This is a genomic window from Streptomyces sp. CAI-85 (assembly GCF_013363615.1).
Lineage (GTDB): Bacteria > Actinomycetota > Actinomycetes > Streptomycetales > Streptomycetaceae > Streptomyces > Streptomyces antibioticus_B.
This window is the reverse complement of the sequence record NZ_JAANNX010000075.1, coordinates 1-22882: the sequence shown is the minus strand read 5'-3', so window position 1 is coordinate 22882 and position 22882 is coordinate 1. Positions and strand designations below refer to the sequence as shown.

Genomic DNA, 22882 nt, shown 5'->3' with positions numbered 1-22882 from the left:
TCCGCTACCAGCGCGAGATGAACGCCGACGAGGGCGAGGCCGCCGGCCTCTTCGCCGTCAAGAAGGACTCCGACTTCACCGACCTGCTGCTGCGGGCCGTCACCGACACCCGGGACACCGACGGACTCGCCGACCTCGTCAGCGGCTTCGGCAACAAACTGGGCCGGCGCGCCGAACTCATCGCCGAACGCGACTTCACCGCCGGATCGGTGGACCTGCTCGGCCGGATCGTCGAGGCCGCCGAGACCCGCGCACGCGCGCGTGACGTCCACGCGGGCGCCGAACGCCGCACCCGCACCCTGGCCCGCCGGCTCACCGCCCGCGCCGGACAGGAGCGCGTCCGGGCCACCGACCTCGCCCAGCGGGTCACGGCCGCCGCCTACGCCGCCACCCACACCGAGGGCGCCCGCGAGCGCAGCGCGCTGATCGCCGCCGAACTCGCCTTCCGGCACGCCTCGCTGGCCCTCGCCGCCGCCGAGAAGACCGCCGCCGGCCAGAAACGCGAACTCGCCGACGCCCGCACCCTGCACGCCGCCTGGCAGGCCGCCGAGGCCGTGCTGCGCCACCGCGCCGCCGCCGACCGCGCCGCCCGCGTCTCCGCCGCCATCCAGGAGGCCGAACGCGACGCCGCGCCGGCCCTCGCCGCCCGCGCCAAGGCCGCCGTCGACCTCGTCCGCGCCCTGCACACCGCCGCCGAGAACGCCGAGAACCTCGCCAACGAGGAGGAGGAACGCTCCGCCGCCCTCCAGGAGGCCGGCGAGAGCGCCCACCGGGACGCCACCTCCGCCGCGACCGAGGCACAGCGCGCCCGCAGCGAGATCGGGCACCTGCGCCAGCGCCTCACCGAGGTCGAGCAGGAGACCGCCGAGGCCGTCCGCGCCGGCTGGCTCGACGACAGCGCCCCCGACGCCGACCCCGCGCGCGCCGCCCTCGCCGCCAGCGACGCCGAGAAGACCGCCGTCGCCGCCTGGGACACCACCCGCGAGGCGGCCCGCCGCGCCGCCGAGCACGCCCGGGAGGCCGCCGCCGCCGAGACCCGCGCCGAACTGACCGCCGCCCGCGCCGCCGACGCGGCCACCGCCGCACACCGCTCGTACGACGTCGAACGCCGGCTCGCCGAGGCCCTGGCCGGCGAGGAGCGCCTCGCCGAACTCCTCGGCCTCACCGGCGGCACCCCGCGCGGCCCGATCCCGCAGCCCCGCCAGGACGACTCCGGCGAACCGCCGCTCGGCCCCGAGGACCTCGACCGCTGCGCCGACGACCTGCGCACCCTCCTCGACGACGCCGTCGCCTCCGCCGAACGCCAGCTCTTCGACCTGCGCACCGCCGCCGCCGACGACTCCCGCATCCTCGGCGCCCTCGGCGACGGCGGACTGCTCCCGCCCGGCCCCGACGTCCTGGCCACCGTCGAGTACCTCGGCGAGCACGGCATTCCCGCCCTGCCCGGCTGGCGCTACCTCGCCCAGGCCGTCGACCCCGCCGACCACGCGCGCGTGCTCGCCGCCCGCCCCGAACTGGTCGACGGCGTGATCATCACCGACCCCGACTCGCACACCCGCGCGCGGGAGGCGCTCGGCGAGGCCGCGCTGCTGCCCCGCTCGGCCGTGGCCGTCGGCACCGCCGCCGCCCTGCTCGCCCCCACCCCGGCCGCCGACGCCGACGGCGGCCGCCGGTCCGACGTGTTCCTGGTCCCGCCGAACCCGGCCATGCACGACGAGCACGCCGCCGACGAGGAACGGCAGGCCCTGCGCGCACGGGCCACCGAACGCGACGAGGAGATCCGCCGGCTCGCCGCCCGCCTCGGCAAGGACCGTGAACTCGCCGCCCGCCTCGCCTCCTGGCGCACCGGCTGCCCCGCCGGACGTCTCACCGAACTGGCGGCCGCCGCCGACCGGGCACGCGCCTTCGCCGAGGAGGCCGAGGCCGAACTCGCCGAGGCCCGGACCGTGCGCGCCGAGGCCGAGGAGACCGCCGCCGAGGCCGCGCGGGTGCGCGACGAGAAGCAGGAGGCCGCCCAGAAGGCCCGGCGCGCCGCCGACGCCCTCGCCGGACTCGCCTTCCGGCTGCGCGAGCGCGCGGGCTGGCAGGTCAAGCTCCGCGAACTCGCCGACGAGGCCGCCGAGTCGGAGGCCCGCGCCCAGACCTGCCTGGAGCGCGCCCGCGCCGCCGACGAGGACCGCCGCGCCGCCCAGCGCGCCGCCGACGACACCCGCCGCACCGCCCGCGCCCTGCGCGCCGAGCGCGCCGAGATCGCCGGCGCCCCCGACGACGTACCGGAGGCGGAGGCCGACGCGCCCAAGGCGTCGCTGCCCGCGCTCCGCGAGGCGTACCGGGCCGCCTCGCAGGTGTACGAGAAGGTCGGCGTCGGCGCCGACCTGCGCGCCGAACAGGCTCGCGCGGAGAGCGACGAGAGTGCCGCCCGCGCCGAACTCGACCGGCTGAGCAACAAGGTCCGCACCCGCGCCGAACAGCTCCTCGAATCCCCCGACGGCTCCGACGGGCCCTCCCGGCAGGCCGCCGCCGCCCGCGCGGAGGAGCTGGTGCAGCTCCTGGAGACCCGGGTGTCCACCGCGAGCGAGCAGCTCGGCCGGCTGCGCGGCGAGGCCGAACGGCACGCCCCGCAGGACGGCGGGACCCACACCGAGCTGTCCGAGGAACTCCAGCCGCGCGACGCCGAGCACGCCCAGGCCCTGCTGCGCACCGCCACCACCGAACTCGCCTCCCGCACCGAGGCGTTGGCCCAGGCCCGCGACGCGCACGCCGAACTCCTCGCCGCCCATCGCGCCGCCGAGGACGCGGCCGGCGGCTTCGACGAGATCGCCGCCATGCTCCGCGACCTGCTGCGCGAACACACCCCGGACGAGGAGCAGGAGACTCCGGAGCCCTACCCCGGCACCCTGGATGAGGCGCGCGGCTCGGCCGCCGAGACCCGCCGCTCCCTGCGCGGCTGCGCCGCCGACCTGTCCGCCGCCGAGTCGGCCGTCCGCGAGGCCGCCGACGTGCTCGTACGGCACGCCAACTCCACCCGCTACGAGCAGGTCCGCACCCCCGCACGGCAGCAGATCCGGGAACTGCCCGCCGCCGCGCTGCCCGAGCACGCCCGGAAGTGGGCCGACGCCTTCGCGCCCCGGCTGCGCGTACTGACCGACGAACTCGCCCAGTTGGAGCGCAACCGCGACTCGATCGTGGACCGGCTGCGCGGACTGGTCGAGTCCGCCCTCGCCACCCTGCGCTCGGCGCAGCGGCTCTCCCGGCTGCCGGAGGGCCTCGGCGAGTGGTCCGGCCAGGAGTTCCTGCGGATCCGCTTCGAGGAACCCGACCAGGCCACCCTCACCGAGCGGCTCGGCGAGGTCGTGGACGACGCGACCCGCGCCGCCGTCAAGAAGAACTCCGACCTGCGCCGCGACGGCATGTCCCTGCTGCTGCGCGGCGTCGGCGCCGCCCTCCGGCCCAAGGGCGTCGCCGTCGAGATCCTCAAGCCCGACGCCGTGCTGCGCGCCGAGCGGGTGCCCGTCGGACAGATGGGCGACGTCTTCTCCGGCGGCCAGCTCCTCACCGCCGCCATCGCCCTGTACTGCACGATGGCCGCCCTGCGCTCCAACGACCGGGGCCGGGACAAGCACCGGCACGCCGGCACGCTGTTCCTCGACAACCCCATCGGCCGCGCCAACGCCACCTATCTGCTGGAACTCCAGCGGGCCGTGTCCGACGCGCTCGGCGTACAACTGCTGTACACCACGGGCCTCTTCGACACCACGGCGCTCGCGGAGTTCCCCCTCGTGATCCGGCTGCGCAACGACGCCGACCTCAGGGCCGGGCTGAAGTACATCAGTGTCGAGGAACACCTGCGCCCGGGCCTGCCCCAGGAGCCCGAGGCCGGCGAGGCGGTCCGCAGCGAGATCACGGCGACGCGCATGTACAGGCGCCCGGCGACGAGCGCGCCCCAGTAGGGCGCGCCCCGGCGGGAGCGGCTCAGGAGTGCGAGAGCTGCCCCGCCCCGCTCTGCCTGCGTATGCGCTCCTGCGCACGCTCCGTCACCCGGGCCTGACGGCGCGCCCGGCGACGCTCACGGCGCAGGGCACGCGCCGTGCTGCTCGGGGTGGAGACCACGCCGTTGCGCTGGTTCCACACCTGGCGGGTCACCCACACGTCCAGCACACCCCAGGTCGCCATCACGGTGCTGAACACACTGCTGATCACCATGGGGAAGGCCAGCCAGGATCCGGCCAGCGTGGCCAGGAACGCCACCATCGCCTGGATCAGCGTCACGGCGATGATCAGCACCGCTCTGACCGCCGCCGTCCGCACCGGATCCGGCAGCCGGAGATGCTTCGCCGGCTCCTCGACCCACAGCGGCCGCCGCTCCTCCCGCGCCCATCCGTTCGCCCTCGCCCCGCCCCCGTCGACCGGAATGCCGCGATCGGTCTCCTCCGGGACCCGCGACGCCCTCTCGCGCGTCACGCTGTCCTCGGACGTCCCGCGCCGCTCCGCCGTGCCCATCACCGTGTCACTCCCCACCGCCAGCAGACCGCTCGCCTCCGGATCGAAGACCCGGCTCCCCAGTGGCTCTGCCCGCCTTGCTCTGATTTACGCCGCCCGGGTGGGGCCCGCCGCCTCCGCGACCGAATCCGCCCCCAATTCCCAATGAGTAGGACGAACAAGACGACTCGAAGATTCCCGAGCAGCGAAAAAATCTGGCCAACTCCGTGACGGAGCCGATCGGATCAGGACGCGGGGTACGGCCCGGAATCCGGGCGGCAATCTCCCGCAATGCCCGGACAACTCGCCACGCTTCGCCCCCGGCCCGGAAGTTCGGCTTCCGGACGGCTCTTCGAGTTCATGGCGCGTCGGTAGTAGGCTCGCGCAGGTTGTTGACGCACATGCGTACCCCCGGTCCCGTGGGGGTGCCGAGCTGGGGGAGGCCATGCGCTTTCGCGGGAAGTCGATCCGCCGGAAGATCGTGGCGCTGCTTCTCGTGCCGTTGGTGTCCCTGACCGCGATCTGGGGATTCGCCACGGTACTGACAGGGCGTGAGGCCGGCCGCCTCTTCACGGTCTCCGCACTCATGGAGAAAGTCGGCTACCCCGTCGAGGACATCGTCCGCGTCGTCCAGCAGGAACGCCGGCAGACCCTCGTCCACCTGGCCGACCCCCGGGCCGCCGACGCGCTCTCCGCGCTGCGCCGCACCCGGACCGCCACCGACGAGGCCCTCGCCGAGATCCGCGCCAACGCCCGCAACCCCGACGTACGCGACGTCCTGGACCAGGAGGACGCCGACGGCCTGACCGCCGTGCTCGACGCCTTCGACGGAGTGGACTCCCTGCGCCGCGGCGTCGAGGACGGCACCGTCACCCGCGCCCAGGCGCTCCGCCTCTACAACCAGCTCATCGACCCCTGCCACGCGCTGCTCGCCCGGCTCGACGTCGTCGACAGCGTCGAGCTGGACAAGCAGTACCGCGCCCTGGTCACCATCGCCCGCGCGCGGGAGCTGCTCTCCCGCGAGGACGCCCTGCTCGGCTCCGCGCTGGTCGTGGGCCGACTGAACCGCGAGGAGATCCGCACGGTCTCCGACCTCGTCGCCCAGCGCGAGGCGGTCTACGGCATCAGCCTCGCCCAGGTGCCCGACGCCGAGCGCGAGCGCTACGAGAGCTTCTGGAAGAACGCCACCACCGCGTCCCTGCGCACCGCCGAACAGGCCGTCGCCGCCACCGCCCCCGGCGACATGCCCCGCGGCGTCAGCGCCCGCACCTGGGACACGGCGGCCGGAACCGTCCTCGACGAACTCGGCACCCTGGACGAGCAGGCCCACGACCGCTACCAGGACCGGGTCCGGCCGGTCGCCACCGAGGTCATCGTCAAGGCCGTCGTCGCCGTGGTCCTCGGCCTCGTCGCCCTGATCGTCTCCCTCGTCCTGTCCGTGCGCGTCGGCCGCGGCCTCATCCGCGACCTGCGTCAACTGCGCGTGGAGGCCCACGAGGCGTCCGGCGTACGGCTGCCCAGCGTGATGCGCAGACTCTCCGCCGGCGAACAGGTCGACGTGGAGACCGAGGTGCCGCGCCTGGAGTACGACAAGAACGAGATGGGCGAGGTCGGCCAGGCCCTCAACAGCCTCCAGCGCGCCGCCGTCGAGGCCGCCGTCAAACAGGCCGAACTCCGCGCCGGCGTCTCCGAGGTCTTCGTCAACCTCGCCCGCCGCAGCCAGGTCCTGCTGCACAAGCAGCTCACCCTGCTCGACACCATGGAGCGCCGCACCCACGACACCGAGGAACTCGCCGACCTCTTCCGCCTCGACCACCTCACCACCCGGATGCGCCGGCACGCCGAGGGCCTCGTCATCCTCTCCGGCGCCGCCCCCTCCCGGCAGTGGCGCAAGCCCGTCCAGCTCATGGACATCGTGCGCGCCGCCGTCGCCGAGGTCGAGGACTACGAGCGCATCGAGGTCCGCCGGCTGCCCCGCCTCGCCGTCACCGGCCCGGCCGTCGCCGACCTCACCCACCTCGTCGCCGAACTCCTGGAGAACGCCACCGTGTTCTCCCCGCCGCACACCGGCGTGCACGTCCTCGGCGAACGCGTCGCCAACGGCTTCACCCTGGAGATCCACGACCGCGGTCTCGGCATGGCGCCCGAATCACTGCTGGAGGCCAACCTCCGGCTCGCCGAGACCCCCGAGTTCGAGCTGTCCGACACCGACCGCCTCGGCCTGTTCGTGGTCAGCCGGCTCGCCCAGCGGCAGAACGTCCGCGTCTCGCTCCAGCCCTCCCCGTACGGCGGAACCACCGCCGTCGTCTTCATCCCCGACACCCTCCTCACCGACGACGTCCCCGACACCAACGGCGTCGGCTTCCGCCTCGACCGCCCCCGCGCCCCCAAGGACACCGAGCCCGCCGAGAAGCGCAGACCGGCCCTGTCGACCGCCGTACAGCTCCCCGGCGTGCCCGCCTCCCTGCTGGACGGCCCCGTCGAACTGGAGGCCCCGGTCGGCCTGGACGCCCTCGGTGACTTCCCGTCCGTCCTGGACGACGAGGACGACGACATCCGCGGCGGCATCTTCCGTCCGCGCCGCTCGCTCACCCGCGCGCACGACGACCCGGCCGACGGCACCGCCGAACCGTCCCGCGGGCCCGACCCCCGGGGCGACACGGCACGCGCGTCCGACGACCCGTCCGCGCCCGTGGCGCTGCCCGAGCGCCGCACGCCCAAGCTGGTCAGCTCGCACGGCCGCCCGGTCACCGACCAGCGCCCCCGGCGCGGCGAACCGGCCGAGGACACCGCGGCCCGGACCGGCCCCCGCCGCCCGGAGAACGACGGCCCGGCCCCGCTGCCCACCCGTCGCCGCGGCAGCACGGCCCAGATCCCGCACCGCGGCGGCCCCGTCCAGCCGCCGGTGCTCCCGGCCCGCTTCGGACGCCCGGCCACCGACGAGCCCTCCCGGCCCGCCGTACTGCCGACCCGCGCGGGACGCGCGTCCGACGACCCGCCCCGGCCCGCCGCGCTCCCGGTCCCCGTCCTCCCGGCCCGCCCCGGACCGACGGCGGCCCCCGACGAGCCGTCCCGGCCGCCCGCGCTCCCGCAGCGCACCCGCAGGACCGACACCGACACCGCTTCCGGCGAGGGGCCGGCCGCCGGCAACGGCCTGGGCGCCCTGCCCCGCCGGGTACGGCAGGCGAACCTGGCCCCGCAACTGCGGCAGGGCCCGGCACCCCGCACCGACCACTCCTCCGACCCCGCCGACCGGGACGCCGACGAGGTGCGCAGCCGTATGGCCTCGCTCCAACGCGGCTGGCAGCGCGGCCGGGCGGAGAACGCCGCGGGCGAAGAAGACGCCCACAGCGGCACAGCACCACGAGGAACGACAAAGGGGGACGGTCGATGACCGCACCAGAGGCGACCGGCCACACCACGACCGGCAACGGCGAACTGAACTGGCTCCTCGACGAACTCGTCGACCGCGTCGCCAGCATCCGCAAGGCCGTCGTCCTCTCCGGCGACGGCCTGGCCACCGGCGTGTCCAAGGACCTGAGCAGGGAGGACGGCGAGCACCTGGCCGCCGTCGCCTCCGGCTTCCACAGCCTCGCCAAGGGCGTGGGCCGCCACTTCGAGGCGGGCAGCGTCCGGCAGACCGTCGTCGAACTGGACGACGCCTTCCTGTTCGTCACGGCCGCCGGCGACGGGAGCTGCCTCGCCGTCCTCTCGGACGCCGACTCGGACGTCGGGCTCGTCGCCTACGAGATGACGCTGCTCGTGAAGCGGGTCGGCGCCCACCTCGGCACCGCCCGGCGCTCCGATCTGTCCACGGGCGGGTAGTGAAATGGCATGAGTCCAGAGTGTGAGGGACCCGGCCACTGGTTCGACGCCGACGCGGGACCGGTCGTCCGCCCGTACGCCATGACACGCGGCCGCACCACCAGTGCGGTCCAGCACCACCGCCTCGACCTGATCGCGGTGGTGGTCGTCGAACCCCACGCGGACGATCCCGAAGCGGACCACTCACTGTCCCCGGAACACGTGGACATCGTGGACCTCTGCCGGGACGCGCCCCAGTCGGTCGCCGAACTCGCCGCCGAACTCGACCTGCCCGTCGGGGTGGTACGCGTCCTCGTCGGCGATCTCGTGGCCGCGGAGTTCGTCCATGTGAACCGGCCGGTGCCGCCCGCCGAACTGCCGGACGAGACCATACTGCGCGATGTGATCAGCGGGCTCCGCGCGCTGTGAACAGGGCGGAAACGGGGGAGAAGCCGTGACCGGAGACCGGTCGCCGACGTACAGGCACTGTCCTGCGGGCACTGCCGTACGAGCACAGTCGTACAGGCGCTGACGCACCGGCGCCGTCCCCCCCATCAAGCCCCATCAAGCAGGAGAAATGATCGATGATCTTCGGGCGAACTGAGCGCGGCAAGCCCCCGGTGGAGCCCGTCACGCTGAAGATCCTGGTGGCCGGCGGCTTCGGCGTGGGCAAGACCACCCTGGTCGGCGCGGTCAGCGAGATCAGACCGCTGCGGACCGAGGAGCACCTCACCGAGGCGGGCCGTCCGGTCGACGACACCACCGGCGTCGAGAGGAAGAGCACCACCACCGTCGCCATGGACTTCGGGCGGATCACCCTCCGCGAGGACCTGGTGCTCTACCTCTTCGGCACCCCCGGCCAGGAGCGGTTCTGGTTCATGTGGGACGAACTGTCCGAGGGCGCCCTGGGAGCCGTCGTGCTCGCCGACACCCGCCGCCTCGAGGACTGCTTCGCCGCCATCGACTACTTCGAGCGCCGCTCCATCCCCTTCATCGTCGGCGTCAACTGCTTCGAGGGCGCGGTCCGTTACCCGGAGGACGACGTACGCAGGGCGCTCGACCTCGACGAGGACGTGCCGCTGGTGCTGTGCGACGCGCGCGACAAGCTGTCGGTCCGGGACGTTTTGATCTCCGTCGTCCAGCACGCCATGGACTTCGGCGCGGAGCGTCGGGAGTCCGTCGCCACCTGAGCCCGGGCGTGTGCCCGTACCCCGCCGGACGGGGTACGGGCACACGCGTGTGCGCTTTCCGCTACCGTGCGTCCTCCTCCAGCCAGCCGAAGCTCTTCTCCACCGCCTTGCGCCAGTTGCGGTACTCGCGGTCCCTGACCGACGCCTCCATCGCGGGCCGCCACTCGGCGTCCTGCCGCCAGTGCGCCTTCAGTTCGTCCAGGTCGTTCCACACCCCGGTCGCCAGGCCCGCCGCGTACGCCGCGCCCAGGCAGGTCGTCTCGGAGACCCGGGGCCGGATCACCGGTACGCCGAGCACATCGGCCTGATGCTGCATGAGCAGGTTGTTCCTGGTCATCCCGCCGTCCACCTTCAGGGTCGTGATCCGCACCCCGGAGTCCTGGCGCATGGCGTCCACCACCTCACGCGTCTGCCAGCTCGTCGCCTCCAGCACCGCACGCGCGAGATGCGCCTTGGTGACATAGCGGGTGAGCCCGGTGACGACGCCGCGCGCGTCGGAACGCCAGTACGGTGCGAACAGCCCGGAGAACGCGGGCACGATGTACGCCCCGCCGTTGTCCTCGACGCTCGCCGCCAGTGTCTCGATCTCGTCGGCGGTACGGATGATGCCGAGCTGGTCCCGGAACCACTGCACGAGCGACCCGGTGACCGCGATGGAACCCTCCAGGCAGTAGACCGGCGCCTCCCCGCCGATCTTGTACCCGAGCGTCGTCAGCAGCCCGCTCTTGGACGGCACCGGCCGGTTGCCGGTGTTCAGCAGCAGGAAACTGCCCGTGCCGTACGTGTTCTTGGCCGTGCCCACGTCGTAGCAGGCCTGCCCGAACACCGCCGCCTGCTGGTCGCCCAGCGCCGAGGCGACCGGCACCCCGGCGAGCGGGCCCACCGCCGTGCCGTAGACCTCGGCGGAGGAACGGATCTCCGGCAGCACGGCCTCGGGCACGTTCATCGCGGAGAGGATCGTCGGATCCCACTGGAGGGTCTCCAGGTTCATGAGCATGGTGCGGCTCGCGTTGGTCACGTCGGTCACGTGCCGGCCGCCGTCGACGCCGCCGGTGAGATTCCAGATCAGCCAGGAGTCGACGGTGCCGAAGGCGATCTCACCGCGCTCCGCCCGGTCCCGCAGACCGGGCACGTCGTCGAGCAGCCAGGCCGCCTTGGGGCCGGAGAAGTAGCTGGCCAGCGGCAGCCCGGTGCGGTCACGGAAGCGGTCCTGCCCGTCGGCGCCGCCGAGTCGGTCGCAGAGGCCGGCCGTCCGGGTGTCCTGCCACACGATCGCGTTGTGCACCGGCTTGCCCGTGGTCCGGTCCCACAACACGGTCGTCTCGCGCTGGTTGGTGATGCCGAGCGCGCTGATCTGCTCCGCGCGCAGACCGGCCTTGGCGATCGCCCCGGCCACCACTGCCTGGACCTTCGACCAGATCTCGGTGGCGTCGTGCTCCACCCAGCCGGGCTTGGGGAAGATCTGGCGGTGCTCACGCTGGTCGACGGCGACGATCGCGCCGTCGTGGTCGAAGACGATGCAACGGCTGGAGGTGGTGCCCTGGTCGATGGCGGCGACGTACTTCTCGGCTTTCCCGGCGGTGTCCGTCATGGCTGCCCCTTGGGCTGGGTTCGTGTTGTGGTGTGCGTGTGCGTGCGTGCCTGCGTGTGCGTGCGTGTCAGAAGGCCACGTTGTAGATCAGCCCCGCGAGCGCCCCGCCGATCAGCGGGCCGACGACCGGGATCCAGGCGTACCCCCAGTCCGATGTGCCCTTGTGGGGGATCGGCAGCAGGGTGTGCACCACGCGCGGGCCGAGGTCACGGGCCGGATTGATGGCATAGCCGGTGGGCCCGCCGAGCGAGAGGCCGATGCCCACCACGAGCAGGGACACGATCAGCACGAGCGTGCCGGACTCGCCGAGCCCCTCGGTCAGCCCGAAGGCGAGGATCGGCAGCACCAGCGCGACCGTCGCGATGGTCTCCGTGATCAGGTTGGCGACCGGACTGCGGATCTCCGGGATGGTCGAGAAGATCCCCAGCGTCGGTGTCGGTTCCTCATCCGCGTCGCCCTCCGTCCCTGGCTGCCGTACGTTCGCCTGGAACTGCGCGAGGTACACCAGGTAGGCGAGCACCGCGCCGAGCATCGCCCCGGCCAACTGGCCCAGCACATACACCCAGACCTTGTCCCACTTGCCGGTGTCGACGGCGATCCCGAGCGTGACGGCCGGGTTGAGCTGTCCGCCGGAGAGCGGCGCGGCGGTGTACGCCCCCGCCAGCACCCCGAACCCCCAGCCGAACGCGATCACGATCCACCCCGAGGCCCGCGCCTTGGAGTGTCTGAGGGTGACGGCGGCGCAGACGCCCGCGCCGAACAGGATGAGGATCGCGGTACCGATGACCTCGCCGACGAATATGTCTCCGTTGCTCATGGCGGCTCCTAGGCAGGCCGGGACGCTCGGCCCCGGTGCTCGGTGCGGAGTGTGCGGGGTACGCGGGTGCTCTGTGCGTGGCTGCCTTCGGCCATGGCAGGGAGATCCCGCGCCCCGCCCGGCGTCCGTGACGAGCGTGCCGTCAGAGCCGAATCGCCCAGGTGGACAGGGCCCCGGTCGACGGAGCCCGCGCGGCGCGTGCCTGGTTACGCCGTGTATGTACGGCGATGTCGGCTGACACCGGGAAGTGTTCACCGGCGTCCAGGGAGCGTCAAGGAGGTCGACGGCAATGGCTGGGAGCGGTGTGCCGGGGCGGACGCGATGTCACCGGGCGCGGCGGGGGAGCACGCACCCGGTCCTCACCGCCCGGTCATCTCACGGCGATGACCGCCGAACCGTGCCCGAACAGCCCCTGGTTGGCGGTGATGCCCACCCGCGCGCGGGCGATCTGGCGGTCGCCCGCCTGCTCCCGCAACTGCCAGGTCACCTCGCAGACCTGGGCGATCGCCTGCGCCGGCACCGCCTCCCCGAACGAGGCCAGCCCACCGCTGGTGTTCACCGGTATCCGCCCGCCCGGCGCCGTGGCACCCTCCCTGAGCAGCTTGGCACCCTCGCCGTCGCCGCACAGGCCGAGATCCTCGTACCACTGCAACTCCAGTGCGGTGGACAGGTCGTAGACCTCGGCCAGCGACAGATCCTCGGGTCCGACGCCCGCCTCCTCGTAGGCCGCGCGGGCGATCGACGTCCGGAACGGCTCGCCCGCCGGTTCGACCGCGAGCGACGAGTCGGTGGCGATGTCCGGCAGATCGAGGACGGTGGCGGGGTAACGCGGCGTCACGGTCGAGACCGCCCGGATCCGCACCGGATGCACCACCCCGTGCCGGCGCGCGAACTCCATGCTGGACAGGACCAGGGCCGCCCCGCCGTCCGAGGTCGCGCAGATGTCCAGCAGCCGCAGCGGATCGGCGACCACCGCGGACGCGGCGACCTCCTCGGCGGTGACCCGCGCGCGGTAGCGGGCGTTCGGATTCAGCGCCCCCATGGCGGAGTTCTTCACCTTGACGCGGGCGAAGTCCTCCCGGGTGTCCCCGTGCACCGCCATCCGCCGACGCGCGTACAGCCCGAAGTACGTCGGATTGGTGGCGCCGAGCACCCGGAACCGCAGCCAGTCCGGGTCGTCCGCCCGCTCCCCGCCGGCCGGGCGGAAGAACCCCTTGGGCGCCGAGTCGGCCCCGACCACCAGCACCACGTCCGCGAGCCCCGCCAGGATCTGCGCCCGCGCCGCCCCGATCGCCTGGGCCCCCGACGCGCACGCCGCGTACACGCTCGTGACCCGGGCACCCTGCCAGCCCAGCGCCTTCGCGAACGTCGCCCCGGCGACATACCCCGGATAGCCGCCACGCACCGTGTCCGCGCCGACGATCGACCCCACGTCCTGCCAGTCCAGCCCGGCGTCGGCCAGCGCCGCGCGCGCCGCGGCCACCCCGTACTCGACGAACCGCCGCCCCCACTTGCCCCACGGGTGCATCCCCGCGCCGAGCACCGCCACCTCCGCCACCTCTGCCGTCATCCCGCCACCCCCGTCGGCCGCCACTGCCACGTCGTCCAGGTCGTCCCCGTGTCCCCGGGGCCCTCGGGGTCCTCGTTGAGCACACCCGGGACGACCTCCACCTCCATGCCCACCGCCAGATCGGCGACGGTGACCCCGGGAACCGCCTGCCCCAGCACCACGATCCGCTCGGCCTCCAGCTCCACAGCGATCAACGCGTACGGCTCCCACGGAAGTTCCGGATTCGTCACATAGGGTGACGGAGGGCGGTAGCGGCTGTCGGTGTACGACCAGATCCGCCCGCGCCGTGATAGCGGCACCTCCTCCAGATCACCGCCCCCGCAGCCGGGATTGCGGCAGAACGCATCCTCGCGCGGGAAGAACACGGCCCCGCACGCCGAGCAGCGCGTGCCGAGCAGCCGGAAGCCGCTGCCGTCCCCGTCCCCGCCCTCGGTGAACCACCCGGCGACCACCGGTGTACGTCTGCGCGACAAGGTCCCTCCCCGGCACCAGATCTGACGGAACGTCAGAAGTGTGGCACGCGCACCGGCGAGGGGACAGGGAGCGGCGGGAGAGGGTGTCGTCCGCACGCGTGTACCTCGCCCACCCAAGATCGGATACGCTCCGCCGCGTGTCCGAATCTCTGCACTCCATTTCGAACTCCGCGCGCGACTCCCACTGTTCGAGCTGCGGAGCGCCCTACGGGGAGGGCGTCACCGGCTGGCCCCGCACCTGTCCGGCCTGCGCCGCCGTGGCCTACCGCAACCCCCTCCCGGTGGCCGTGGCGCTCCAGCCCGTCTACGACGCGCAGGGCACCGCCCTGGTCGTCATCACCCGCACCATCCCTCCCGCGCGGGGCGGCATCGCCCTGCCCGGCGGCTTCATGGACCACCGCGAGGACTGGCGGCAGGCCGTCGTGCGCGAACTGCGCGAAGAGACCGGCATCGACGCCGCGAGCCGCGACGTACGGCTCGCCGACGCGATGAGCTCCCCCGACGGCCATCTGCTGCTGTTCGGCCTCCTCCCGGAGCGCCCCGCGGACCGACTGCCCGCGTCGGCGGCCACGGACGAGACCGAGGGCTGGCACCTCCTGCGCCGCCCCGAGGAACTCGCCTTCCCGCTGCACACCCTGGCCGCACGCGCGTTCTTCGAGGGCCGCTACATCTGACCCGGCCTCAGCCCTCTTCCAGGCCGCGCACGCGCACGGGGTGGGACGGCTCGTGCACACCGTCCTCACCCTCACGCTCGACGACCACCCGCCGGCCCAGCCGACGGGTGACGTACCGCTCAATCTCGGGCTCCTCCCAGCCGTCGCCCGCCTCCACCACGACCAGGCCGCCGCCCGAGCGCCCCCGGGCCGGAGCCCACACCTCCAGTTCCAGCCCGGCGTCCCCCCGCACCGGCAGCACGGCACCCGCGCGTGCGAACACCGGGATCCGCGACAGCGGCGCGTCCACGGTCACCCGCCCCGGCCCCCGGTACGACCGTCCCGTGGCCGTGTCGTACCAGAGCCCGCGCGGCAGCCGCACCGTACGCCGGTCCACCCCGGGGTCCAGCACCGGCGCCACCAGCAGACAGTCACCCAGCAGGAACGCGTCCTCGCAGTCCCGCAGCGCCCGGTCCTCCGGCGCACCCCACCACACCGGACGCGCATAGGGCGCCCCGGTACGCCGCGCCAGATGCGCCAGCGTCGTGAAGTACGGCAGCAGCCGCCGCCGCTCGACCAGCACGGCACGCGCGTGCTCCAGCACCTCGGGACCCCACTCCCAGGGCTCCCGACGGCCCGCCCTGGGGCCCGCCTGCGTCCGGAACAGCGGCAGGTAGGACCCCAGTTGCAGCCACCGCAGATACAGCTCGGGCGACGCACCGCCGTCGAAGCCCCCCACGTCGGTCCCCGAGAACGGCACCCCGCACAACCCGAGCCCCAGCACCAGCGACAACGACGCCCGCAGCCCGGGCCAGCCCGGCGCGACCGCACCGGACCAGGTCCCGCCGTAGCGCTGGAGACCCGCCCAGCCCGAGCGGGACAGCACGAACGGACGCTCCCGCGGAACCAGCTCCCGCAGCCCCTCGTGCGCCGCCCACGCCATGCACAGCCCATAGACGTTGTGCGCCTCCCGGTGATCACCCCCGCGCCCCTCCAGGGCGTGCCGGGCCGACCGGGGCAGGGTCGACTCCCCGAAGGCGGCGAACGCCGTCGGCTCGTTCATGTCGTGCCAGAACCCCGAGAACCCCTGCGCGAGCGGCTCCGCGTACAGACCGCCCCACCAGCTCCGCACACGCGCGTGCGTGAAATCCGGGAACACCGCGGCCCCGTGCCCCACCACACCCTCGGCGAACTGCCCCGAGGCGTCCCGCACGAACACGTCCCCGGCGACCCCGCCGTCGTAGACCGCGTCACCCGGCCTCGCGCGCACCGCGGGCCCCACGGCCGACACCAGCCGGATCCCGTCCCGCCGCAACTCCTCGGCCAGCACCGGCAGCTTGGGGAAACGATTCTGGTCCACGCTGAACACCCGCTGCTCGTCCAGATGCTCGCCCCCCAGATGCACCGCGTCGAGCGGCAGACCGTGCTCCTGGTAGCCCGCCACCACCCGGCGCACCTCCTCCTCGCCGCCGAAGCCACGCCGCGCGTGATGGTGCCCCAGCGCCCACGCGGGAGGCGGGGTCGGCGCCCCCGTCAGCGAGGCCCAGGCGAGCAGCACGCGCGCGGGCGTCCCCACCATCACCCAGCAGCGCAGCGGACCGCCGTCCATCCGCACCTCGCACGCCCCCGGCCGGTCGTGCCCGGAACCGGCACCCTCCGCACCCTCCCGCAACGTCACCGTGCCGTCCCAGGAGGTGTCGTGGAACACCAGATGCGTCCCCGCGTCGGACACCACCAACTGCACCGGCATCGTCAGACACAGCGGATCGTCCCCCGGCCCGAACGCATGCCCGGGATCCCTGTTCCACAGCCGGTACGTCCCCCCGCGCAGCCGCGGCCCCGACGCACGCCCCCCGAGCCCGAAGAACCGCGCGTCCGCCGCCACCTCCGCCCGCTGCATCCAGCGCGCCGCCCGCCCCTCCCGCTCCCACCAGCGCGGCGGCTGGTCCCGGCGCAGCACCACCCCGCCCGGCGTGCACACCTCGATCGCCCCCAGCCGCGACACCACCACCGTCGCCCGCTCGGCCACCACCCGCCAGCCGCCGTCCTTGTCCGGCTCCAGCACCACCCGCGGATCCGGCTCGGGACACCGCCCGGCCAGCGCGTACGACGGCTCCGGCTCGGCACCGTCCCAGCCCCAGAACACCGCCCCGTTCACCGCCACCATGATCCGCAGCTCCGAGCGGCCGAACCGCAGCGTCCCGCCACCCGGCGCCAGCTCCACCTCCCGCAGCGCACCCGGCACCCGCGCCCGCTCACCCCCGCGCGCGAGCGGCCCGGCCGCCTCGTCCCGCCTCCTGCGCCACACGGCTCGCACGGCCCGCACGGTGCGCAACCCCAGGGCAGCCCGCACAGAACCGACCGCCTTCATCGAACGCACCAGGTCACGACCGTCCATGCTGCTCACCCTGCCACTCACCGCTCCACACGCGTGTGTCGTTCAGCTTCCGTTCACCTGTGCCGGAACCACTTCTTCACGACACGGACCGTGTGGGGCGCACCCTGGTGCAGAAGTCGATCACATGGCATCGTCCCTGTCAGCCGCGTCACGCGCACCACCCCAGCTCGTGCGCGGGCGACGCACACGACGCGCACAGCCGGGAGCCGCCCCATGCCCACCGAGAACCCCGAGCCGCTCTGGCGGCCCGATCCGCAGCGCATCGCCCGCGCGCAGGTCACCCGATTCCAGACCTGGGCCGCCGAGCGCCACGGAGCCCCCGGCGAAGGGGGTTATCCGGCCCTGCACCGCTGGTCCGTCGACGACCTGGAGACCTTCTGGAAGGCGGTCACGGAGTTCTACGACGTACGGTTCTCGACGCCGTACACGCGTGTGCTCGGCGCCCGCGCCATGCCCGGCGCCGAGTGGTTCCCCGGAGCCACCCTCAACTACGCCGAGCACGCCCTGCGCGCGGCCGCCACCCGCCCGGACGAACCGGCCCTGCTGTACGTCGACGAGACCCACGAACCGCGCCCGGTGACCTGGAGCGAACTGCGCCGCCAGGTCGGCTCCCTCGCGGCCGAACTGCGCACCCTCGGCGTCCGCCCCGGCGACCGGATCAGCGGCTACCTCCCGAACGTCCCCCAGGCCGTCGTCGCCCTCCTCGCCACCGCCGCCGTCGGCGCGGTGTGGACCTCCTGCGCCCCCGACTTCGGCGCCCGCAGCGTCCTCGACCGCTTCCAGCAGGTCGAACCCGTCGTCCTGTTCACCGTCGACGGCTACCGCTACGGCGGCAAGGAACACGACCGCCGCGACACCGTCGCCGAACTCCGCCAAGAACTGCCCACCCTGCGCGCCGTCGTCCACATCCCCCTCCTGGGCACCCCCGCCCCCGAAGGCGCCCTGGAATGGTCGGCGCTCACGGCCGCCGCGGAGGAACCCGTCTTCGAACAGGTCCCCTTCGACCACCCCCTGTGGGTGCTCTACTCCTCGGGCACGACCGGCCTGCCCAAGGCCATCGTCCAGTCCCAGGGCGGCATCCTCGTCGAACACCTCAAACAGCTCGGCCTGCACTGCGACCTCGGCCCCGAGGACCGCTTCTTCTGGTACACCTCGACCGGCTGGATGATGTGGAACTTCCTCGTCTCCGGCCTCCTCACCGGCACCACGATCGTCCTCTACGACGGCAGCCCCGGATTCCCCGACACCGGCGCCCAGTGGCGCATCGCCGAACGCACCGGAGCCACCCTCTACGGCACCTCGGCCGCCTACGTCATGGCCTGCCGCAAGGCCGGCGTGCACCCCTCCCGGGACTTCGACCTCTCCCGGATCCAGTGCGTCGCCACCACCGGCTCCCCCCTGCCGCCCGACGGCTTCCGCTGGCTCCACGACGAGGTCCGCGACGACCTGTGGATCGCCTCCGTCAGCGGCGGCACCGACGTCTGCTCCTGCTTCGCCGGAGCCGTCCCCACCCTCCCCGTGTACACGGGCGAACTCCAGGCCCCCGGCCTCGGCACCGACCTCCAGTCCTGGGACCCGGCCGGCCGGCCGCTGATCGACGAGGTCGGTGAACTCGTGGTCACCAACCCCATGCCCTCCATGCCGGTCCGCTTCTGGAACGACCCCGACGGCAGCCGCTACCACGACAGCTACTTCGACACCTATCCCGGCGTCTGGCGCCACGGCGACTGGATCACCGTCACCTCACGCGGCTCCGTCGTCATCCACGGCCGCTCCGACTCCACCCTCAACCGCCAGGGCGTCCGCATGGGCTCCGCCGACATCTACGAGGTCGTCGAACGGCTCCCCGAGATCAAGGAATCCCTGGTCATCGGCATCGAACAGCCCGATGGCGGCTACTGGATGCCCCTCTTCGTCCACCTCGCCCCCGGAGCCGTCCTCGACGACGCCCTCCTCGGCCGCATCAAACAGGCCATCCGCGAACAGCTCTCGCCCCGCCACGTCCCCGACGAGGTCATCGAGGTCCCCGGCGTCCCGCACACCCTCACCGGCAAGCGCATCGAGGTCCCCGTCAAACGCCTCCTCCAGGGCACCCCGCTGGAAAAGGCCGTCAACCCGGGCTCCATCGACAACCTCGACCTCCTCGCCTTCTACGAGGACCTCGCCCGCAAGCGAGCCTGACCCCGCTCCCGCCGACCCCCGCACCGGCCCCGGACCCCGCCCCACCAGGGCGAACACCGGGGCCGTCCGCAATCCTGCCCCCGTTGTCAGTGCCGCCGGTTACTGTGAGTGAGCATCGATCGACTGTGCACACAGGGGGAACCACATGACACACACCGACAGCCGCACCATGCGTCACGTCCTGCGCCGCGAGATCGCCGGCACCATCGGCCTCCTCACCGACGAACACGACTTCCGCGCCATGCGGCACTACCGCAGCTTCACCTTCGACGACCACGCCACCTACCTCCGCCAGGTCGAGGAACTCCTCAAAACCCGCGCCCGCCACGGCAGCCACACCACCGTGGCCCTCTTCGACCCCCAGGAGTACGCCGACTACTGCGCCACCGAGGGCCTCGACCCCGACGACCCCGCCCACCGCACCCGCTTCACCGCCCGCATCGCCACGACCGGCCCCACCATCCCCTACGACGGCCAGCCCCTCGCCGACCTCGTCCCCGCCCTCGTCGACGAAGCCGTCCGCCAGGCCACCTGGGAGTACGCGGCCACCCTCCTGGCCCGCCTCGGCACCTGCGCGACCTGCGGCGAGGACATCGGCCGCGCGGCCTTCACCCGCGCCTCCGCCCTCGTCAGCCGCATCCTCGACACGGCACCACCCGGCGACCGGCACCTCGTCGTCAGCGTGACAGGAACACCCGAGACCCTCGTCGCCGTCCTCCACGCGGACACCGAAACCGACGGCGGCACCCGGTTCGACGAAGCGGAAGCCCTCGAATTCACCACCGTCCTCGCCCTCGGCCTCACCACCCGGGGCCCCGGCGGCCTGGTCATGCGCACCACCGCACCCGACACCCCCGACCGCATCTACGGCTGGCGCCTGCGCGGAGACGGCCTCGACCCCCTCACCGCCGGCGAGGTCTTCGACGCCTACTGCACCGACATCGAATCCGGCGAACTGATCGCCCCCGAATCCGGCGTCGACTACTGCGTCCCACCGGACCTCGGCCAGGAAGCACAGGAAGGAGGGGACGATCCCACCGGCCACCACCACTGACGACCTGCGCACCGACAGGGAACCGACAGACGACAGGGGCGCCCCACCCGAAGGCGGAGCGCCCCTGCCCGAGACGTACGCGACGCGTACCCGGCTCGCCGCTACTCGCCGGACAGCACGGCCCGCGCCGCGCTGCGCGCCTCCTCGGCACTGTCCGAGGCACGCGCCGCCGCCGCGGCCCGCTCGCACTGCGCCAGCGTGAACTTCGCCAGCGTCGCCCGCACATAAGGGATCGACGCCGCACCCATGGACAGGGAGGTGACACCCAGACCGGTCAGCACACACGCGAGCAGCGGGTCCGACGCGGCCTCGCCGCACACCCCGCAGCTCTTGCCCTCGGCCCTGGCCGCCTCGGCGGACAGCGCGACCAGGTCGAGCAGCGCGGGCTGCCACGGATCCTGGAGCCGGGACACCGCACCCACCTGCCGGTCGGCGGCGAAGGTGTACTGCGCCAGGTCGTTCGTGCCCAGCGACAGGAACTCGACCTCCTGGAGGATCGAGCGCGCCCGCAGCGCGGCCGACGGGATCTCGACCATCGCACCGAACTTCGCGCGCAGCCCGGCCTCACGACAGGCGTCCGCGAACGCCTTGGCGTCGGCACGGTCGGCCACCATCGGGGCCATCACCTCGAGGTAGACCGGCAGCCCCTCCGCGGCCTTCGCCAGCGCCGTGAGCTGGGTACGCAGGACATCCGGGTGATCCAGCAGGCTGCGCAGCCCGCGCACACCCAGCGCCGGGTTCGGCTCGTCGGCCGGGGTCAGGAAGTCCAGCGGTTTGTCCGCACCCGCGTCCAGCACCCGCACGACGACCCGGCCCTCGGGGAACGCCTCCAGCACCTGCCGGTAGGCCGAGACCTGCTTCTCCTCGGTCGGCGCGTTCTTGCTGTCGTCAAGGAAGAGGAACTCGGTACGGAACAGGCCGACGCCCTCCGCACCCGCCTCGACGGCGGCGGGCACATCCGCCGGACCGCCGACGTTGGCCAGCAGCGGCACCTTGTGCCCGTCGGCCGTGGCACCCGGACCGGTCGACGCCGACAGCGCCGCCTTCCGCGCCGCGGCAGCCGCCTCCAGCTCCGCCTTCTTCTCCTCGCCGGGCTCCACGAAGATCTCGCCGGTGCTGCCGTCGACGGCGATCACCGTCCCCTCGGCCAGCTCACCCGCACCCGGCAGGGCCACGACCGCCGGCACCCCGAGCGCACGCGCCAGGATGGCGCTGTGGCTGGTCGGCCCACCCTCCTCGGTCACGAAACCGAGGACCAGCGTCGGGTCGAGCAGCGCGGTGTCCGCCGGCGCCAGATCCCGGGCCACCAGCACATACGGCTTGTCACTGTCCGGCACACCGGGCATCGGCACGCCCAGCAGCCGCGCGACGATACGGTTCCGCACGTCGTCGAGGTCGGCCACCCGGCCGGCCAGGTACTCGCCCGCTCCGGCCAGCAGCTCGCGATAGGCGGCGAACGCGTCGTAGACGGCCCGCTCGGCCGTGCTCCCGACGGCGATCCGCCGGTCCACGTCCGCCATCAGCTCGGGGTCCTGGGCCATCAGGGCCTGTGCCTCGAGCACCGCCTGGGCTTCGCCCCCCGCCAGATTGCCGCGCGCCATCAGATCGGCCGCCACCGCGTCCATGGCCTGGCGGGAGCGCCCCTGCTCGCGCTCCGCGTCCTCCGCCGGGATCTGCTTGGCAGGCGGTTCGAGGACCGCCGTTCCCATGTGCCGAACCTCGCCGATCGCCACACCGTGACTCACGCCGACGCCTCGCAGCGTTGTCTCCATCTCACCCGTCTCCGATAGTGCGGCGGGTCCCGCCGCCGTGGTGGTTGTCCTCCTGCGTGCCGTCGAAGGACGGCCGGGCATCACTGCCAGGAAATCACTGCCAGGAAAAGAGAACGTCGCCGTTCTTCACGTCGCCGTCCTCGCGGAGTTCACCGAGGGAGTCGGCCATGGCCTCCAGCGCCACGACCGGGCACACGGGAGACTTGCCGGCCGCCTCCACCGCGGAGGGGTCCCAGCGCACGATGCCCTGGCCGCGGGTGACGGTGTCGCCCTTGTTCACGAGCAGCTCGAAGCCCTCGCCGTTGAGCTGCACCGTGTCGATGCCGAGGTGGGTGAGCACGCCGTGCCCCTCGGAGTCGACGACCACGAAGGCATGGGGGTGGAGGGAGACGATGACGCCGTCCACGGGAGCGACGGCCTCGGAGGGCTCGCGCACCGGGTCGATCGCCGTGCCCGGGCCGACCATGGCCCCGGAGAAGACCGGATCCGGCACGGCGGCCAGTCCGATGGCGCGTCCTACAAGAGGGGACGTCACGGTGGTCATGGGAAGCCTCCCAGGGGTGGAGATGTACATGGGCCGTTACTGCCTGTCCAGGACGGCGCACTGTGCAGCAGGGTATGTCATACGAAGTACCGGTTCTGCACGAGAGATCCCGATCCGTGGTCTAGACCACTAGCCTAGCGGATTTGCACGCGCTGTGCGGCCGCGTGTACAGTCGTACTCCTGCTTGAGGGTGAGCGACGCGATCAAGCGCGATTACCGAGCAGCATCCAACTTGTCAGATCCTATTCTCTGGATCGCCCCCGCATGCCTGCGGAACGGTGGTCAGAGAGGCGGAAAAACCCTGATAGAGTCGGAAACGCAAGACCGAAGGGAAACTGCCCGGAGGAAAGCCTGAG

Annotated in this window: 16 protein-coding genes; 8 read left to right on the top strand and 8 right to left on the bottom strand. The window is 73.1% G+C overall.

From position 1 onward, the window contains the following. Positions 1–3950, top strand: a 3950-nt coding sequence (locus G6W55_RS33680; protein WP_175524482.1) for a hypothetical protein, incomplete at its 5' end; no start/stop codon positions are given. A gap of 22 nt (positions 3951–3972) precedes the next feature. On the opposite strand, the gene G6W55_RS33675 is transcribed toward G6W55_RS33680, so the two are convergent. Beyond that, complete coding sequence (locus tag G6W55_RS33675; protein ID WP_175524481.1) at positions 3973–4500, bottom strand: hypothetical protein; 528 nt, start codon at positions 4498–4500, stop codon at positions 3973–3975. Between the two features lie 424 nt (positions 4501–4924). Here G6W55_RS33675 and G6W55_RS33670 point away from each other — a divergent pair, with 424 nt between their 5' ends. From G6W55_RS33670 to G6W55_RS33655, 4 genes are all read left to right on the top strand, one after another. Beyond that, the gene (locus G6W55_RS33670) at positions 4925–7873 is read left to right on the top strand and encodes a nitrate- and nitrite sensing domain-containing protein (protein ID WP_175524480.1); all 2949 of its coding nucleotides are present in this window, start codon (positions 4925–4927) and stop codon (positions 7871–7873) included. After that, the gene (locus G6W55_RS33665) at positions 7870–8304 is read left to right on the top strand and encodes a roadblock/LC7 domain-containing protein (protein WP_030785634.1); all 435 of its coding nucleotides are present in this window, start codon (positions 7870–7872) and stop codon (positions 8302–8304) included. Before G6W55_RS33670 ends, G6W55_RS33665 begins: the two co-directional genes overlap by 4 nt. Positions 8305–8313: 9 nt before the next feature. Continuing rightward, complete coding sequence (locus tag G6W55_RS33660; protein WP_078632822.1) at positions 8314–8712, top strand: DUF742 domain-containing protein; 399 nt, start codon at positions 8314–8316, stop codon at positions 8710–8712. Between the two features lie 155 nt (positions 8713–8867). Continuing rightward, the gene (locus G6W55_RS33655) at positions 8868–9473 is read left to right on the top strand and encodes an ATP/GTP-binding protein (protein ID WP_175524479.1); all 606 of its coding nucleotides are present in this window, start codon (positions 8868–8870) and stop codon (positions 9471–9473) included. A gap of 61 nt (positions 9474–9534) precedes the next feature. Here the strand turns inward: G6W55_RS33655 and glpK are convergent, their stop codons facing one another. From glpK to G6W55_RS33635, 4 genes are all read right to left on the bottom strand, one after another. Then, a complete protein-coding gene (gene glpK / locus G6W55_RS33650; RefSeq protein ID WP_175524478.1) occupies positions 9535–11064 on the bottom strand; it encodes a glycerol kinase GlpK in 1530 nt (509 codons plus the stop codon). Positions 11065–11131: 67 nt separating this feature from the next. After that, positions 11132–11881, bottom strand: a complete 750-nt coding sequence (locus G6W55_RS33645; protein WP_175524477.1) for an MIP/aquaporin family protein — start codon at positions 11879–11881, stop codon at positions 11132–11134. A gap of 370 nt (positions 11882–12251) precedes the next feature. Next, positions 12252–13451: a lipid-transfer protein gene (locus tag G6W55_RS33640; RefSeq protein ID WP_175524476.1), complete on the bottom strand. Its 1200-nt coding sequence runs from the start codon at positions 13449–13451 to the stop codon at positions 12252–12254. Beyond that, a complete protein-coding gene (locus G6W55_RS33635; protein ID WP_175524483.1) occupies positions 13448–13903 on the bottom strand; it encodes a Zn-ribbon domain-containing OB-fold protein in 456 nt (151 codons plus the stop codon). Before G6W55_RS33635 ends, G6W55_RS33640 begins: the two co-directional genes overlap by 4 nt. Positions 13904–14061: 158 nt before the next feature. Between G6W55_RS33635 and G6W55_RS33630 the strand changes: the two genes are divergently transcribed. Further along, a complete protein-coding gene (locus G6W55_RS33630) occupies positions 14062–14598 on the top strand; it encodes an NUDIX domain-containing protein (RefSeq protein ID WP_175524475.1) in 537 nt (178 codons plus the stop codon). Between the two features lie 7 nt (positions 14599–14605). Here the strand turns inward: G6W55_RS33630 and G6W55_RS33625 are convergent, their stop codons facing one another. Further along, positions 14606–16975: a glycoside hydrolase family 31 protein gene (locus G6W55_RS33625; RefSeq protein ID WP_175524474.1), complete on the bottom strand. Its 2370-nt coding sequence runs from the start codon at positions 16973–16975 to the stop codon at positions 14606–14608. A gap of 213 nt (positions 16976–17188) precedes the next feature. Here G6W55_RS33625 and G6W55_RS33620 point away from each other — a divergent pair, with 213 nt between their 5' ends. Then, entirely contained in the window at positions 17189–19156 is a 1968-nt protein-coding gene (locus G6W55_RS33620; protein WP_175524473.1) for an acetoacetate--CoA ligase, read from the top strand. A gap of 145 nt (positions 19157–19301) precedes the next feature. Further along, complete coding sequence (locus tag G6W55_RS33615) at positions 19302–20210, top strand: hypothetical protein (protein ID WP_175524472.1); 909 nt, start codon at positions 19302–19304, stop codon at positions 20208–20210. 101 nt (positions 20211–20311) lie between these two features. Here the strand turns inward: G6W55_RS33615 and ptsP are convergent, their stop codons facing one another. After that, a complete protein-coding gene (gene ptsP, locus G6W55_RS33610) occupies positions 20312–21982 on the bottom strand; it encodes a phosphoenolpyruvate--protein phosphotransferase (RefSeq protein ID WP_175524471.1) in 1671 nt (556 codons plus the stop codon). A 94-nt stretch (positions 21983–22076) separates the two neighbouring features. After that, complete coding sequence (locus G6W55_RS33605) at positions 22077–22526, bottom strand: PTS glucose transporter subunit IIA (protein ID WP_175524470.1); 450 nt, start codon at positions 22524–22526, stop codon at positions 22077–22079. Positions 22527–22882: the final 356 nt, after the last annotated feature.

Excerpts from the sequence above, each read along its gene's own strand:
- glpK (WP_175524478.1), bottom strand. The coding sequence starts at position 11,064 with ATGACGGACACCGCCGGGAAAGCCGAGAAGTACGTCGCCGCCATCGAC.
- G6W55_RS33625 (WP_175524474.1), bottom strand. The coding sequence starts at position 16,975 with ATGGACGGTCGTGACCTGGTGCGTTCGATGAAGGCGGTCGGTTCTGTG.
- ptsP (WP_175524471.1), bottom strand. The coding sequence starts at position 21,982 with ATGGAGACAACGCTGCGAGGCGTCGGCGTGAGTCACGGTGTGGCGATC.
- G6W55_RS33645 (WP_175524477.1), bottom strand. The coding sequence starts at position 11,881 with ATGAGCAACGGAGACATATTCGTCGGCGAGGTCATCGGTACCGCGATC.
- G6W55_RS33605 (WP_175524470.1), bottom strand. The coding sequence starts at position 22,526 with ATGACCACCGTGACGTCCCCTCTTGTAGGACGCGCCATCGGACTGGCC.
- G6W55_RS33660 (WP_078632822.1), top strand. The coding sequence starts at position 8,314 with ATGAGTCCAGAGTGTGAGGGACCCGGCCACTGGTTCGACGCCGACGCG.
- G6W55_RS33615 (WP_175524472.1), top strand. The coding sequence starts at position 19,302 with ATGACACACACCGACAGCCGCACCATGCGTCACGTCCTGCGCCGCGAG.
- G6W55_RS33670 (WP_175524480.1), top strand. The coding sequence starts at position 4,925 with ATGCGCTTTCGCGGGAAGTCGATCCGCCGGAAGATCGTGGCGCTGCTT.
- G6W55_RS33640 (WP_175524476.1), bottom strand. The coding sequence starts at position 13,451 with ATGACGGCAGAGGTGGCGGAGGTGGCGGTGCTCGGCGCGGGGATGCAC.
- G6W55_RS33655 (WP_175524479.1), top strand. The coding sequence starts at position 8,868 with ATGATCTTCGGGCGAACTGAGCGCGGCAAGCCCCCGGTGGAGCCCGTC.
- G6W55_RS33675 (WP_175524481.1), bottom strand. The coding sequence starts at position 4,500 with ATGGGCACGGCGGAGCGGCGCGGGACGTCCGAGGACAGCGTGACGCGC.
- G6W55_RS33620 (WP_175524473.1), top strand. The coding sequence starts at position 17,189 with ATGCCCACCGAGAACCCCGAGCCGCTCTGGCGGCCCGATCCGCAGCGC.
- G6W55_RS33665 (WP_030785634.1), top strand. The coding sequence starts at position 7,870 with ATGACCGCACCAGAGGCGACCGGCCACACCACGACCGGCAACGGCGAA.